General features: G+C 68.4%; 12 protein-coding genes. All 12 read right to left on the bottom strand.

Going from position 1 to position 15904, the window contains the following annotated elements; all coding sequences use genetic code 11:
• Positions 1 to 2: 2 nt before the first annotated feature.
• Entirely contained in the window at positions 3 to 284 is a 282-nt protein-coding gene (gene rpsS, locus IEV86_RS12065; RefSeq protein WP_043605520.1) for a 30S ribosomal protein S19, read from the bottom strand.
• Positions 285 to 299: 15 nt separating this feature from the next.
• Complete coding sequence (gene rplB, locus IEV86_RS12060) at positions 300 to 1136, bottom strand: 50S ribosomal protein L2 (protein WP_043605521.1); 837 nt, start codon at positions 1134 to 1136, stop codon at positions 300 to 302.
• A 34-nt stretch (positions 1137 to 1170) separates the two neighbouring features.
• A complete protein-coding gene (gene rplW / locus IEV86_RS12055) occupies positions 1171 to 1473 on the bottom strand; it encodes a 50S ribosomal protein L23 (RefSeq protein WP_043605523.1) in 303 nt (100 codons plus the stop codon).
• Entirely contained in the window at positions 1470 to 2171 is a 702-nt protein-coding gene (rplD, locus tag IEV86_RS12050; protein WP_043605525.1) for a 50S ribosomal protein L4, read from the bottom strand. Before rplD ends, rplW begins: the two co-directional genes overlap by 4 nt.
• A 7-nt stretch (positions 2172 to 2178) precedes the next feature.
• Positions 2179 to 2841, bottom strand: coding sequence for a 50S ribosomal protein L3 (gene rplC, locus IEV86_RS12045; protein WP_043605527.1), 663 nt, complete (start codon positions 2839 to 2841; stop codon positions 2179 to 2181).
• A 16-nt stretch (positions 2842 to 2857) separates the two neighbouring features.
• Positions 2858 to 3166, bottom strand: a complete 309-nt coding sequence (gene rpsJ, locus IEV86_RS12040) for a 30S ribosomal protein S10 (protein WP_012867945.1) — start codon at positions 3164 to 3166, stop codon at positions 2858 to 2860.
• Between the two features lie 393 nt (positions 3167 to 3559).
• Entirely contained in the window at positions 3560 to 4750 is a 1191-nt protein-coding gene (gene tuf, locus IEV86_RS12035) for an elongation factor Tu (protein ID WP_043605539.1), read from the bottom strand.
• Between the two features lie 116 nt (positions 4751 to 4866).
• Positions 4867 to 6969 (bottom strand): elongation factor G, encoded by a 2103-nt coding sequence (gene fusA, locus IEV86_RS12030; RefSeq protein ID WP_043605541.1) that lies wholly within the window; start codon positions 6967 to 6969, stop codon positions 4867 to 4869.
• A gap of 48 nt (positions 6970 to 7017) precedes the next feature.
• Positions 7018 to 7488, bottom strand: a complete 471-nt coding sequence (rpsG, locus tag IEV86_RS12025) for a 30S ribosomal protein S7 (RefSeq protein WP_034223459.1) — start codon at positions 7486 to 7488, stop codon at positions 7018 to 7020.
• Complete coding sequence (rpsL, locus tag IEV86_RS12020; RefSeq protein ID WP_043605544.1) at positions 7488 to 7862, bottom strand: 30S ribosomal protein S12; 375 nt, start codon at positions 7860 to 7862, stop codon at positions 7488 to 7490. Before rpsL ends, rpsG begins: the two co-directional genes overlap by 1 nt.
• Before the next feature lie 457 nt (positions 7863 to 8319).
• A complete protein-coding gene (locus tag IEV86_RS12015) occupies positions 8320 to 12195 on the bottom strand; it encodes a DNA-directed RNA polymerase subunit beta' (RefSeq protein WP_043605546.1) in 3876 nt (1291 codons plus the stop codon).
• 97 nt (positions 12196 to 12292) lie between these two features.
• Positions 12293 to 15799: a DNA-directed RNA polymerase subunit beta gene (gene rpoB, locus IEV86_RS12010; RefSeq protein ID WP_043605548.1), complete on the bottom strand. Its 3507-nt coding sequence runs from the start codon at positions 15797 to 15799 to the stop codon at positions 12293 to 12295.
• Positions 15800 to 15904: the final 105 nt, after the last annotated feature.

The following is a 15904-nucleotide window of genomic DNA, read 5'->3' as shown; positions in this document are numbered from 1 at the left end:
CGTCAGCGACGACGGCCCTTCCGGTCGTCCTTCTCGTGGCCGCGGAAGGTCCGCGTGGGGGCGAACTCGCCGAGCTTGTGGCCGACCATCGACTCGGTCACGAAGACCGGGACGTGCTTGCGGCCGTCGTGGACGGCGAACGTGTGCCCGAGGAACTCGGGGGTGATCATCGACCGGCGGGACCAGGTCTTGATGACGGTCTTGGTCCCCTTCTCGTTTTGGGCGTCCACCTTCTTCTGAAGGTGGTCGTCCACGAAGGGGCCCTTCTTGAGGCTACGCGGCATCGGTCAGGCTCCTTCTCAGCGCTTCTTGCCGGTACGACGACGGCGGACGATCATCTTGTCGCTCGCCTTGTTGGGGCGACGCGTGCGGCCCTCGGGCTGACCCCACGGGCTCACCGGGTGACGACCACCGGACGTCTTGCCCTCACCACCACCGTGCGGGTGGTCGATCGGGTTCATCGCGACACCGCGGACGGTCGGGCGCTTGCCCTTCCACCGCATGCGGCCGGCCTTGCCCCAGTTGATGTTCGACTGCTCGGCGTTGCCGACCTCGCCGACCGTCGCCCGGCAGCGCAGGTCCACGTTGCGGATCTCGCCGGACGGCATGCGCAGCTGCGCGTAGGGGCCGTCCTTCGCGACGAGCTGCACCGACGCGCCCGCCGAGCGGGCGATCTTCGCGCCGCCACCGGGCCGCAGCTCGATCGCGTGGATGACCGTACCCGTCGGGATGTTGCGCAGGGGCAGGTTGTTGCCGGGCTTGATGTCGGCGCCAGGGCCGTTCTCGACGACGTCGCCCTGCGAGAGCTTGTTGGGCGCGATGATGTAGCGCTTCTCGCCGTCCGCGTAGTGCAGGAGCGCGATGCGCGCGGTGCGGTTCGGGTCGTACTCGATGTGAGCGACCTTGGCCGGCACGCCGTCCTTGTCGTGACGACGGAAGTCGATGACGCGGTAGGCACGCTTGTGGCCACCGCCCTGGTGGCGCGTGGTCACCCGACCGGTGGAGTTGCGGCCACCCGTCTTGTGCAGCGGGCGGACCAGCGACTTCTCGGGCGTGGAGCGCGTGATCTCGACGAAGTCGGCGACGCTGCTGCCGCGGCGGCCGGGCGTCGTCGGCTTGTACTTACGGATTCCCATGGAGAGTCAGTCCCTCTGTCTCGTCGGTCCGGCGTCAGCCGACCGGTCCGCCGAAGATGTCGATGGTGCCCTCGCGCAGCGTGACGATCGCGCGCTTGGTGTCCTTGCGCTTGCCGAGCCCGAACTTGGTCCGACGGCTCTTGCCCTTGCGGTTGGACGTGTTCACGGAGTCGACCTTCACGCCGAAGACCTGCTCGACCGCGATCTTGATCTCGGTCTTGTTCGCGCGGGGGTCCACGAGGAACGTGTACTTGCCCTCGTCCATGAGCGTGTAGCTCTTCTCGGACACCACCGGCGACAGCAGGATGTCGCGCGGGTCCTTGTTCACGGTGGTCACTTGGTCTCCTCCGCGGCCAGGTCGGACGCCTCGGACTCGGTCGCGACGGCCTTGGCCGCGCGCCCCGCCGGACGCGTGAGGAACGCGTCGAGCGCACCGCGCGTGAAGACGACGTCGTCCGACATGAGCACGTCGTACGTGTTGAGCTGGTCGGCCGTGAGCAGGTGGACCTGCTCGAGGTTCCGCAGCGACTTGATCGAGCCCTCGTCGCCCCGCTCGAGCACCACGAGGACGTGGCGGCGCGAGGTCAGGGCGGTGAGCGTCGCGACAGCGGTCTTGGTCGACGGCTGGTCGTCCGCACCGAGGAAGCTCTCGACGACGTGGACGCGGCCGGCGCGAGCGCGGTCCGACAGGGCGCCGCGCAGGGCGGCGGCCTTCATCTTCTTGGGCGTCCGCTGGCTGTAGTCGCGCGGCACGGGGCCGTGCACGGTGCCACCACCGGCGAACTGCGGCGCGCGGGTCGAGCCCTGGCGGGCACGACCGGTGCCCTTCTGCTTGTAGGGCTTCTTGCCGCCACCGGAGACCTCACCACGGGTCTTCGTCTTGTGCGTGCCCTGACGGGCGGCAGCGAGCTGCGCGACGACGACCTGGTGGATGAGCGGGACGTTGGTCTGGACGTCGAACACCTCGGCAGGAAGCTCGGCGGTGCCGGCCTTCTTGCCCTGGGCGTCGAGGACGTCGACGGTCTGCGTGGTCATCGTGAGCTCACGCCCCCTTCGCGGCGGTGCGCACCAGGACGACGCCGCCCTTCGGGCCGGGAACGGCGCCCTTGACGAGCACCAGACCCTTCTCGGCGTCGACCGCGTGCACGGTCAGGTTCTGGGTGGTCTGACGGACGTGGCCCATGCGACCGGCCATGCGCAGGCCCTTGAAGACGCGCGACGGCGTCGAGGCGCCGCCGATCGAGCCCGGCTTGCGGTGGTTGCGGTGCGCACCGTGCGAGGCGCCCACACCGGCGAAGCCGTGGCGCTTCATGACACCGGCGGTGCCCTTGCCCTTGGTGGTGCCGACGACGTCGACCAGCTGGCCGGCCGTGAAGGCCTCGGCGGTGATCTCCTGGCCGAGCGAGAACTCGCTCGCGTCCGACGTCCGGATCTCGGCGACGTGACGGCGCGGCGTGACGCCGGCCTTCTCGAAGTGGCCCTTGAGCGGCTGGGTCACCTTGCGCGGGTCGATCTGGCCGTAGGCGAGCTGCACGGCGGCGTAGCCGTCGACGTCCTCGGTGCGGACCTGGGTCACCACGTTGGTGCCGACCTGCACGACGGTGACGGGCACGAGGCGCCCGGCCTCGTCCCACAGCTGCGTCATGCCGAGCTTGGTGCCCAGCACAGCCGTGATCGGCTTGGCGTTCTGGGGAAGCGTGGTCATCGTGATCTCCTGAGCCTCAGAGCTTGATCTCGATGTTCACGTCCGCAGGCAGGTCGAGACGCATGAGCGAGTCGACCGCCTTCGGCGTGGGATCGATGATGTCGATGAGGCGCTTGTGCGTGCGCATCTCGAAGTGCTCGCGGCTGTCCTTGTACTTGTGAGGCGACCGGATGACGCAGAAGACGTTCTTCTCCGTCGGCAGCGGCACCGGACCCACGACCGTCGCACCAGCGCGCGTCACCGTGTCGACGATCTTCCGCGCCGAGCTGTCGATGACCTCGTGGTCGTAGGACTTGAGCCGGATGCGGATCTTCTGTCCCGCCATGGCGTCGTCTGACTCTCTCTCTCGAACCGCTGTCTGTCCGACCCCCGCACTCGGGCGTGTCGCTTCTCGCGACGCACCTCCGCGCTGCGCACCGTGAAGGCACGAGGTCGTTGGATGCTGTGGGGATCACCCGGCGCGTGGCCGGCGCATCCCGCTCAACGTCTGTCGTTCGTACGTGGCTGCCGCGCACACCGGTCCGGGCTCGCTCCCCCGCCGAGGCGGTGACGAGCGGACGCAACGGCGCCGGGCAACCTGAACAGTGTGCCAGACGCACGCGGCGATTACCAATCGCGCCGTCTGTGCGCTGCACCACGCCGCAGGCGCACCCGCGAGGGTGGCCGAGCGGCGGCATGACGAGGGCCCGGGCTCGTCGAGCCCGGGCCCTCGTTCACGTCACTTGAGGATCTTGGTGACCCGGCCGGAGCCGACGGTGCGGCCACCCTCGCGGATGGCGAAGCCCAGACCCTCCTCCATGGCGATCGGCTGGATCAGCTCGACCGACATCTCGGTGTTGTCGCCGGGCATGACCATCTCGGTGCCCTCGGGCAGCGTGATGACGCCGGTGACGTCCGTCGTGCGGAAGTAGAACTGCGGACGGTAGTTCGAGTAGAACGGGTTGTGACGGCCGCCCTCGTCCTTGGCCAGGATGTAGACCTGGGCCTCGAAGTTGGTGTGCGGCGTGATCGAACCCGGCTTCACGACGACCTGGCCGCGCTCGACGTCCTCACGCTTGATGCCACGGAGCAGGAGGCCGCAGTTCTCGCCGGCCCACGCCTCGTCCATCTGCTTGTGGAACATCTCGATGCCCGTGACCGTGGTCTTCTGCGCCGGGCGGATGCCGACGATCTCGACCTCGGAGTTGATCGCGAGCTTGCCGCGGTCGACCTTGCCGGTGACGACGGTGCCACGACCGGTGATCGTGAAGACGTCCTCGATCGGCATGAGGAACGGCTTGTCCATGTCACGGACCGGCTCGGGGACCGACTCGTCGACGGCCTCGAGGAGGTCCTCGACCGACTTGACCCACGTGGGGTCGCCCTCGAGCGCCTTCAGGCCCGACACGCGGACGACGGGGGCGTCGTCGCCGTCGAAGCCCTGCGACGACAGGAGCTCACGGACCTCCATCTCGACGAGCTCGAGGATCTCCTCGTCGTCGACCATGTCGGACTTGTTGAGCGCGACGAGCAGGTAGGGCACGCCGACCTGGCGCGCGAGCAGGACGTGCTCACGCGTCTGGGCCATCGGGCCGTCCGTCGCGGCGACCACCAGGATCGCGCCGTCCATCTGGGCGGCACCGGTGATCATGTTCTTGATGTAGTCGGCGTGACCGGGCGCGTCGACGTGCGCGTAGTGCCGCTTCTCCGTCTGATACTCGACGTGCGCGATGTTGATCGTGATACCGCGCTGCTTCTCCTCCGGCGCCTTGTCGATCTCGTCGAACGGCGTGAAGGGGTTCAGGTCGGGGTACTTGTCGTGCAGCACCTTCGAGATGGCAGCGGTCAGCGTCGTCTTGCCGTGGTCGACGTGACCGATGGTCCCGATGTTGACGTGCGGCTTGGTCCGCTCGAACTTGGCCTTCGCCACTGGTGTCCTCCTCGGACTGGGTAGTTGTGCCGAACGGTGCAGGTGCCTTACGACTCCTGCGGGGCGTGCGGGTCTCTACAGGTTGATGGTTGAACTGGTGCGGTCGACCTGTGGGACTACTCGCCCCGGGTCTTCTTGATGATCTCCTCGGCGACGTTCCGAGGAACCTCGGCGTAGCTGTCGAACTGCATCGAGTACACCGCACGACCCTGGGTCTTGGACCGCAGGTCGCCGACGTAGCCGAACATCTCCGACAGCGGGACGAGAGCGCGCACGACCTTGACGCCGGTCGCGTCCTCCATGGACTGGATCATGCCGCGACGCGAGTTGATGTCGCCGATGACCTCACCCATGTAGTCCTCAGGGGTACGGACCTCGACCGCCATGATCGGCTCGAGCAGGACGGGGTCCGCCTTGCGGGCCGCCTCCTTGAGGATCATCGAGCCGGCGATCTTGAACGCCATCTCCGAGGAGTCGACGTCGTGCGCGGCGCCGTCGGTCAGCGTCGCCTTGATCCCCACGAGCGGGAAGCCCGCGAGCACACCCAGCTCCATGGCGGACTGGATGCCCGCGTCCACGCTCGGGATGTACTCGCGCGGGACGCGTCCACCGGTGACGGCGTTGACGAACTCGTACAGCTCGCCCGACTCCGAGTCCAGCGGCTCGAAGGTCATCTGCACCTTCGCGTACTGGCCCGACCCACCGGTCTGCTTCTTGTGCGTGTAGTCGATCTTCTCGACCTTGCGCCGGATCGTCTCGCGGTACGCGACCTGCGGCTTGCCGACGTTGGCCTCGACCTTGAACTCGCGACGCATGCGGTCGACGAGGATGTCGAGGTGGAGCTCGCCCATGCCGCCGATGACGGTCTGGCCGGACTCCTCGTCCAGGCGGACCCGGAACGTCGGGTCCTCCTCGGCGAGCTTCTGGATCGCGACGGAGAGCTTCTCCTGGTCGCCCTTGGTCTTCGGCTCGATCGCGACGTCGATGACCGGCTCGGGGAACGTCATCGACTCGAGGACCACCTGGTTCGCCGGGTCGCACAGGGTGTCACCGGTGGTGACGTCCTTGAGCCCGATGAACGCGTAGATGTGGCCGGCCGTGGCCTCCTCGACGGGGTTCTCCTTGTTGGCGTGCATCTGGAAGAGCTTTCCGATGCGCTCCTTCTTGCCCTTGGTCGAGTTCACGACCTGGGCGCCCGTCGGGACCTTGCCCGAGTAGACGCGGACGTAGGTGAGCTTGCCGAAGAACGGGTGCGCGGCGACCTTGAACGCGAGCGCCGAGAACGGCTCGTCGGCCGAGGGGCGCCGCGTGACGGACTTCTCCTCGTCGCCGACCGCGTGGCCCTCGACTGCCGGGACGTCGAGCGGCGTCGGCAGGTAGTCGATGACGGCGTCGAGCATGGGCTGGACGCCCTTGTTCTTGAACGCCGAGCCGCACAGGACGGGGTAGGCCTCGCCCGAGATCGTGAGCTTGCGGATGCCCGCCTTGATCTCGTCCTCGGTCAGCTCCTCGCCGCCCAGGTACTTCTCGAGCAGCTCCTCGTCCGCCTCCGCGACGGCCTCGATGAGGGCGCTGCGGTACTCCTCGGCCTTCTCGACGAGGTCAGCGGGGATCTCCTCGATCGTGTAGTCCTCGCCCTTCTGCACCTCGCCACGCCACGTGAGCGCGCGCCGGTAGATCAGGTCGACGACACCGATGAAGTCGCTCTCCGAGCCGATCGGGATCTGCAGCGGGAGGGGCTTGGCCTTGAGGCGGTTCACGATCGTGTCGACCGTGAAGTAGAAGTCCGCACCGAGCTTGTCCATCTTGTTGACGAAGCAGATGCGCGGGACGTTGTACTTGTCCGCCTGGCGCCACACCGTCTCGGACTGGGGCTCGACACCCTCCTTGCCGTCGAAGACGGCGACCGCACCGTCGAGCACGCGGAGCGAGCGCTCCACCTCGACCGTGAAGTCGACGTGCCCGGGCGTGTCGATGATGTTGATCTGGTTGCCCTGCCAGTAGCAGGTCGTCGCGGCCGACGTGATCGTGATGCCGCGCTCCTGCTCCTGCTCCATCCAGTCCATCGTCGAGGCGCCGTCGTGCGTCTCACCGATCTTGTAGTTGACCCCGGTGTAGAACAGGATCCGCTCGGTGGTGGTCGTCTTGCCGGCATCGATGTGAGCCATGATGCCGATGTTGCGGACCTTCTTGAGGTCGGTCAGCACGTCCAGTGCCACGGTAAGCCCTTCTCGGTACGGGTCAGGAGGCGGCGCCTCCCGCTGGGGTCACCAGCGGTAGTGCGCGAACGCCTTGTTCGACTCGGCCATCTTGTGCATGTCCTCGCGACGCTTGACCGCGGCGCCGAGGCCGTTGCTCGCGTCGAGGATCTCGTTCATGAGGCGCTCGGTCATCGTCTTCTCGCGACGTGCACGCGAGTAGTCGACGAGCCAGCGCAGCGCGAGGGTCGTCGAGCGCACGGGGCGGACCTCGACGGGCACCTGGTAGGTGGCGCCACCGACGCGGCGCGAGCGCACCTCGAGGGCGGGGCGGACGTTCTCGAGCGCGCGCTTGAGGACGACGACGGGGTCCCCGCCGGTCTTCTCGCGAGCACCCTCGAGGGCGCCGTACACGATCGCCTCGGCGACCGACTTCTTGCCGTCGAGCAGGACCTTGTTGATCAGCTGCGTGACGACGGGCGACCCGTAGACGGGGTCGGCGATGAGCGGCCGCTTCGGGGCCGGGCCCTTGCGAGGCATCAGCTCTTCTCCTTCTTGGCGCCGTAGCGGCTGCGGGCCTGCTTGCGGTTCTTCACGCCCTGCGTGTCGAGCGCGCCACGGATGATCTTGTACCGGACACCGGGGAGGTCCTTCACACGACCGCCGCGCACGAGCACGATCGAGTGCTCCTGGAGGTTGTGGCCGACACCGGGGATGTACGCGGTGACCTCGATCTGGCTCGAGAGCTTGACGCGCGCGACCTTGCGCAGCGCCGAGTTCGGCTTCTTCGGGGTGGTCGTGTAGACGCGGGTGCACACCCCGCGCCGCTGAGGGCTGCCCTTGAGGGCCGGCGTCTTGGAGGAGGACGCCTTGGACGTCCTCCCCTTGCGCACGAGCTGCTGGATCGTGGGCACTACGTCTCCGTGTCTCTCGGTACTGCTCGTCTGGTCGACCGGGGGTTCCCGGTCATGGGGGCCAGGCTTCGCCCGGCCCCAGGATCTTTCGTCCCGCACCGACCCCCGCGTCCGGGCGTGTCGCCCCGTTCGAGCGCGGCTCCACCCGTCGACACCTGTCCGGACGGGGGTTCCGCGCTGCGGGCGGCGGCCCGGCCAACCGTCCCGACCCGGTCCCGTCACGTCCTGGTGGACGTCTGGCGACTCGGTTCGGAGGCGGTTGCGCGCGCGAGAGCCCGACGGCGCGGGCACAGGGTCCCACGTTACCTGTCCGGCCCGTGGACCGTCAAAGCGACGTCGGTCACCGCACGCGCCGCGCCGACGCGGCCCGAGCGGCCGGTCGGCTGGCCGGTCCCGACCACGCGGGAGGGGCCCACCGCGGTGCGGTGAGCCCCTCCGTGCGCGGCGTCCGACGACCTCAGCGCAGGTCGCCGAAGTCGATGTCCTCGAGCGGGATCGCGTCGCCCGAGCCCATGCCGAGCGGCGGGAAGTCGATCTCGTCGTAGCCGAAGGACGGGTACAGCTCGGCCTTCGCCTCCTCGGTCGGCTCGACCGTGACGTTCCGGTACCGGGGAAGTCCGGTACCCGCCGGGATGAGCTTTCCGATGATGACGTTCTCCTTGAGGCCGAGCAGCGGGTCGCTGCGACCGCTCATGGCCGCCTCGGTCAGGACACGCGTCGTCTCCTGGAACGAGGCCGCGGACAGCCACGAGTCCGTCGCGAGCGACGCCTTCGTGATGCCCATGAGCTCCGGACGACCCGAGGCGGGCTGACGCCCCTCGGCGACCGCCCGGCGGTTCGCCTCCTCGAAGCGCCCGCGCTCGGCCAGCTCACCCGGCAGGAGGTCCGTCTCACCCGAGTCGAGCACGGTCACGCGCCGCAGCATCTGCCGCACGATGACCTCGATGTGCTTGTCGTGGATGTCGACACCCTGCGAGCGGTACGTCTCCTGGACCTGGTCGACGAGGTGCTTCTGCGTCGCACGCGGGCCGAGGATGCGCAGGACCTTCTTCGGGTCCACGGCACCCTGGACGAGCTGCGTGCCCACCTCGACGTGGTCGCCGTCGGCGACCACCAGACGCGACCGCTTGGAGACCGGGTAGGCGACCTCCTCCGTGCCGTCGTCCGGCGTGAGGACGAGACGGCGGACGCGCTCTGAGTCGTCGACCGCGATGCGACCGGTGTGCTCCGCGATGGGCGCCTCACCCTTGGGGGTGCGGGCCTCGAAGAGCTCCTGGACACGCGGCAGACCCTGCGTGATGTCCTCCGCCGACGCCACACCACCGGTGTGGAACGTCCGCATCGTCAGCTGCGTGCCGGGCTCACCGATCGACTGGGCCGAGATGATGCCGACGGCCTCGCCGATGTCGACGAGCTTGCCCGTCGCGAGCGACCGGCCGTAGCACAGCGCGCACGTGCCGACGCGCGACTCGCACGTCAGGACCGAGCGGACCTTGACGTCCTCCACGCCGGCCTCGAGGAAGCGCTCGATGAGGACGTCGCCGACGTCGTCACCCGCGTTGCCGACCACGGTGCCGTCGGTGCCGGCGACGTCCGTGGCGAGCGTGCGCGCGTAGACGCTGGTCTCGACCTTCTCGTGGCGCGTGAGCGAGCCGTCCGACAGCCGCTCCGCGATCGGCAGCGTGAGGCCGCGCTCGGTGCCGCAGTCGTGCTCGCGCACGATGACGTCCTGCGAGACGTCGACGAGACGACGCGTCAGGTAGCCCGAGTCGGCCGTCCGCAGCGCCGTGTCGGCGAGGCCCTTACGGGCACCGTGCGACGCGATGAAGTACTCGAGGACCGAGAGGCCCTCGCGGTAGTTCGACTTGATCGGCCGCGGGATGATCTCGCCCTTGGGGTTGGCCACGAGGCCACGCATGCCGGCGATCTGGCGGACCTGCATCCAGTTGCCTCGGGCGCCGGAGGAGACCATCCGGTTGAGCGTGTTCTGCGCCGGGAAGTTCTTGCGCATGACGTCGGCCACCTGGTCGGTCGCCTGGGTCCAGATCTCGATGAGCTCCTGACGGCGCTCGTCGTCGGTGATCAGACCCTTGTCGTACTGCGACTGGATCTTCGCGGCACGCGCCTCGTAGGACTCGAGGATCTGCTGCTTGTCCTGCGGCGTCGCCACGTCGGAGATCGCGATGGTCACGCCCGAGCGGGTGGCCCAGTGGAAGCCGGCCTCCTTGAGCGCGTCCAGGCTCGCCGCGACCTCGACCTTCGGGTACCGCTCGGCGAGGTCGTTGACGATCGCCGAGAGCTTCTTCTTGTCGACGACCCCGTTCACGTACGGGTAGTCGACCGGGAGCAGCTCGTTGAAGAGCGCACGGCCCAGCGTCGTCTGCATGACGATCGACTGACCCGGCTCCCAGCCCTCGGGGGCCTCGAAGCCCTCCGGCGGCACGAGGTCCGTGAACCGCAGGCCGACGACGGCGTTGAGGTCGAGCGAGCCCTGGTCGTGGGCCATGATCGCCTCGGAGACCGAGACGAACGACCGACCCGCGCCCAGCGCGTCGTCCTTGTCCGCCGTCAGGTGGAACAGACCGATGATCATGTCCTGCGAGGGCATGGTCACCGGACGGCCGTCCGACGGCTTGAGGATGTTGTTGCTCGACAGCATGAGGATGCGGGCCTCGGCCTGCGCCTCGGTCGACAGCGGCAGGTGGACGGCCATCTGGTCGCCGTCGAAGTCGGCGTTGAACGCCGCGCAGACGAGCGGGTGCAGGTGGATCGCCTTGCCCTCGACGAGCTTGGGCTCGAACGCCTGGATGCCCAGGCGGTGCAGCGTCGGCGCACGGTTGAGCAGCACCGGGTGCTCGGTGATGACCTCCTCGAGCACGTCCCAGACCTGCGGACGCGCGCGCTCGACCATGCGCTTGGCGCTCTTGATGTTCTGCGCGTGGTTGAGGTCGACGAGCCGCTTCATGACGAACGGCTTGAACAGCTCGAGCGCCATCTGCTTGGGCAGGCCGCACTGGTGCAGCTTGAGCTCGGGGCCGACGACGATGACCGAACGGCCCGAGTAGTCGACGCGCTTGCCGAGCAGGTTCTGGCGGAACCGGCCCTGCTTGCCCTTGAGCATGTCGGAGATCGACTTGAGCGGGCGGTTGCCGGGACCCGTGACCGGGCGGCCGCGGCGGCCGTTGTCGAACAGCGCGTCGACGGCCTCCTGGAGCATCCGCTTCTCGTTGTTCACGATGATCTCGGGCGCGCCGAGGTCGAGCAGGCGCTTGAGGCGGTTGTTCCGGTTGATCACGCGGCGGTACAGGTCGTTCAGGTCCGACGTCGCGAACCGGCCGCCGTCGAGCTGGACCATCGGACGCAGGTCCGGCGGGATGACCGGGACGGCGTCGAGGACCATGCCGAGCGGCGTGTTGGTCGTCGTCAGGAACGCGTTGACGACCTTGAGCCGCTTGAGGGCACGCGTCTTCCGCTGACCCTTGCCGTTCTTGATGATGTCGCGCAGGTTGGCGGCCTCGGCCTCGAGGTCGAAGTCCTCGAGACGCTTCTGGATGGCCGCGGCACCCATGGCGCCCTTGAAGTAGTTGCCGTACCGGTCCTGGAGCTGGCGGTAGAGCATCTCGTCGCCCTCGAGGTCCGCGACCTTGAGGTTCTTGAAGCGGTCCCACACCTGCTCGAGGCGGTCGAGCTCGGCGTCCGCGCGCTTGCGCAGCTGCGCCATCTCGCGCTCGGCCGAGTCGCGCACCTTGCGGCGCGCGTCGGCCTTGGCGCCCTCGGCCTCGAGCTGGGCGAGGTCCTCCTCGAGACGGCGCGCGCGCTTGTCGATCTCGACGTCGCGCCGCGACGTGATCTCCTTCTTCTCGAGGTCGATCTCGTTCTGCAGGTTCGGCAGGTCCTCCTGCCGGCCCTGCTCGTCGACCTCGGTGATCATGTACGCCGCGAAGTAGATGACCTTCTCGAGGTCCTTCGGGGCCAGGTCGAGCAGGTAGCCCAGGCGCGACGGGACACCCTTGAAGAACCAGATGTGGGTCACGGGCGCGGCGAGCTCGATGTGGCCCATGCGCTCACGGCGCACCTTCGAGCGCGTCACCTCGACGCCGCAGCGCTCGCAGATGATGCCCTTGAAGCGCACGCGCTTGTACTTGCCGCAGTAGCACTCCCAGTCCCGGGTGGGACCGAAGATCTTCTCGCAGAAGAGCCCGTCCTTCTCCGGCTTGAGGGTCCGGTAGTTGATGGTCTCGGGCTTCTTGACCTCGCCGTGGGACCACGTGCGGATGTCCTCCGCGGTCGCCAGGCCGATGCGCAGCTCGTCGAAGACGTTGACGTCGAGCAAGGTTCCTACTTCCTTCTCAGTCCGTGTTCACCGTTCGTGGCCGGTGAGAGCCGGTGGCCGGTCCGCGGGGGCCGGGAGGCCCCCGCGGACGGCGAGGTCAGATCTCCTCGATGCTCGAGGCGTTCGGGCGGCGGGACAGGTCGATGCCCAGCTCCTCCGCGGCGCGGTACACCTCGTCGTCGTTCTCCTTCATGTCGATCGAGACGCCGTCCGAGGACAGCACCTCGACGTTCAGGCAGAGCGACTGCATCTCCTTGAGGAGCACCTTGAAGGACTCCGGGATGCCCGAGTCGGGGATGTTCTCGCCCTTGACGATGGCCTCGTAGACCTTGACGCGGCCGGGGACGTCGTCCGACTTGATGGTGAGGAGCTCCTGCAGCGTGTAGGCGGCGCCGTACGCCTCCAGGGCCCACACCTCCATCTCGCCGAACCGCTGACCACCGAACTGCGCCTTACCACCCAGCGGCTGCTGCGTGATCATCGAGTACGGGCCGGTCGAGCGCGCGTGGATCTTGTCGTCGACCAGGTGGTGCAGCTTGAGGATGTACATGTAGCCGACCGCGACCGGGTCCGGGAACGGCTCGCCCGAGCGACCGTCGAAGAGCCGGGCCTTGCCGGTCCCGTCGACCATCCGCTCGCCGTCGCGGTTCGGGTGCGTCACGCTCAGCAGGCCCGTGAGGACCTCCTCGGGCACGCCGTCGAACACCGGCGTCGCCACCGGGTTGCCCGGCTGGCTCGTGAGCGCGGCCTGCGGCACGCGCTCGACCCACTCCGAGCCGTCGGCCGCGTTCGCGACGTCCCAGCCCTGCTTGGCGACCCACCCGAGGTGGGTCTCGAGCACCTGGCCGACGTTCATGCGGCCGGGCACGCCGAGCGGGTTGAGCACGATGTCCACCGGCGTGCCGTCGGGCAGGAACGGCATGTCCTCGACCGGGAGGATCTTGGAGATGACGCCCTTGTTGCCGTGACGGCCGGCGAGCTTGTCGCCGTCGGTGATCTTGCGTCGCATCGCGATGTAGACGCGCACGAGCTCGTTCACGCCGGCGGGCAGCTCGTCGCCGTCCTCACGGTTGAACGTGCGGACCTCGATGACCGTGCCGGACTCGCCGTGCGGGACCTTGAGCGAGGTGTCGCGCACCTCGCGCGCCTTCTCGCCGAAGATCGCGCGGAGCAGACGCTCCTCGGGGGTCAGCTCCGTCTCACCCTTGGGCGTGACCTTGCCGACGAGGATGTCGCCCGCGGCGACCTCGGCGCCGATGCGGATGATGCCGCGCTCGTCGAGGTCGGCGAGGACCTCCTCGGAGACGTTCGGGATGTCCCGCGTGATCTCCTCGGGGCCGAGCTTGGTGTCGCGCGCGTCGACCTCGTGCTCCTCGATGTGGATCGAGGAGAGCACGTCGTCCTGCACGAGACGCTGGCTCAGGATGATGGCGTCCTCGTAGTTGTGGCCCTCCCACGACATGAACGCCACGAGGAGGTTGCGGCCGAGCGCGAGCTCGCCCTCGTCCGTCGCCGGGCCGTCGGCCAGCACGGAGCCGACCTCGACGCGGGCGCCCTCGTCGACCAGCACGCGCTGGTTGTAGGAGGTGCCCTGGTTCGAGCGGCGGAACTTCGCGACCCGGTACGTCGACGTCGTCGCGTCGTCGTTGGCGACCGTGATGAGGTCGGCCGACACCTCGGTGACCACACCGGGCTTGGTCGCGACGATGACGTCACCCGCGTCGACCGCCGCGCGGCGCTCCATGCCGGTGCCGACGAGCGGCGCCTCGGAGCGGACCAGCGGCACGGCCTGGCGCTGCATGTTCGCGCCCATGAGGGCACGGTTGGCGTCGTCGTGCTCGAGGAACGGGATCATGGCGGTCGCGACCGACACCATCTGGCGCGGCGAGACGTCCATGTAGTCGACCTGGTCGCCGGGGACGATCTCGACCTCGCCGCCCTTGGTGCGGCACAGGACACGCTCCTCCTGGAACGTCCCGTCCTCGGTGAGCGGCGCGTTGGCCTGCGCAATGACGAAGTTGTCCTCGTCGTCGGCGGTCAGGTAGTGGACGTCGTCCGTGACCCGGCCGTTCTCGACGCGACGGTACGGCGTCTCGACGAAGCCGAACGCGTTGATGCGGCCGTAGGTCGCGAGCGAGCCGATGAGGCCGATGTTCGGGCCCTCAGGGGTCTCGATCGGGCACATGCGGCCGTAGTGCGAGGTGTGGACGTCGCGGACCTCCATGCCGGCGCGGTCGCGCGACAGACCACCCGGGCCGAGGGCCGACAGACGCCGCTTGTGCGTCAGGCCCGCGAGCGGGTTGTTCTGGTCCATGAACTGCGACAGCTGCGACGTGCCGAAGAACTCCTTGATCGACGCCACGACCGGGCGGATGTTGATCAGGGTCTGCGGCGTGATCGCCTCGACGTCCTGCGTCGTCATGCGCTCGCGCACGACGCGCTCCATCCGCGACAGGCCCGTGCGGACCTGGTTCTGGATGAGCTCGCCGACCGCGCGGATGCGACGGTTGCCGAAGTGGTCGATGTCGTCCGTCTCGACGCGCACGTCGACGGGCTCGCCGTTGCGGGCACCACCGATCGTGGCGACGTCGGCGTGCAGCGCCGCCATGTACTTGATCGTGGCGACGACGTCCTTGACGGACAGCACCGAGTCGCTCAGCGGGACGTCGATGCCGAGCTTCTTGTTGACCTTGTAGCGGCCGACCTTCGCGAGGTCGTAGCGCTTGGGGTTGAAGTAGAAGTTCTCGAGCAGCGCGCGACCGGCCTCGACCGTCGGCGGCTCGCCCGGGCGGATCTTGCGGTAGATGTCGAGGAGCGCCTCCTCCTCGGTGTTCACGTGGTCCTTCTCGAGCGTCTCGAGGACGGCCGGGAACTGCGCGAACTCCTCGCGGATCTCCGCCTCGGACATGCCGAGCGCCTTGAGGAAGACCGTGACCGACTGCTTGCGCTTGCGGTCGACGCGGACGCCGACGGCGTCGCGCTTGTCGATCTCGAACTCGAGCCACGCACCGCGCGAGGGGATGATCTTGGCCGTGAAGATGTCCTTGTCGGACGTCTTGTCGGCGGCGCGCTCGAAGTACACGCCCGGGGACCGCACGAGCTGTGAGACGACGACGCGCTCGGTGCCGTTGATGATGAACGTGCCGCGCTCCGTCATGAGCGGGAACTCGCCCATGAACACCGTCTGGCTCTTGATCTCGCCCGTCGTGTAGTTGACGAACTCGGCCGTGACGAAGAGCGGAGCGGCGTAGGTGAAGTCCTTCTCCTTGCACTCCTCGGCCGTGTACTTGGGCGGCTCGAAGCGGTGGTCGCGGAAGGACAGCGACATGCTGCCGCCGAAGTCCTCGATCGGGGAGATCTCCTCGAAGATCTCCTCGAGGCCCGAGGTCTCCGGCACGTCCTGCCGGCCGGCCTCGAGGGCGGCGGCGACGCGCTCCTTCCACGCGGCGTTGCCCAGGAGCCAGTCGAAGTTCTCGGTCTGCAGACCGAGCAGGTCGGGGACCTCGAGCGGCTCGTGGATCGTGGCGAAGGAGATGCGGCGAGATGCGGTGCGGTTCGCGATAGCGTCGGCGGACGGTGCAGAAGGGGTGCGCGAGGCAGCCAAGAGGGGTCCTTCCCTGCGGATCGTGTGCACACGCGCGGGACGTGCCCTACCGTTTCCCACCTGCCCACGACGATCGTCCGGGCACCGGGCGGAGCTCGGGACCGA

The organism is Cellulomonas carbonis, from assembly GCF_014636275.1.
GTDB classification, from domain to species: Bacteria; Actinomycetota; Actinomycetes; order Actinomycetales; family Cellulomonadaceae; genus Actinotalea; species Actinotalea carbonis.
The sequence above is the reverse complement of the archived record's forward strand: the minus strand, read 5'-3'. Positions and strand labels throughout refer to the sequence as shown.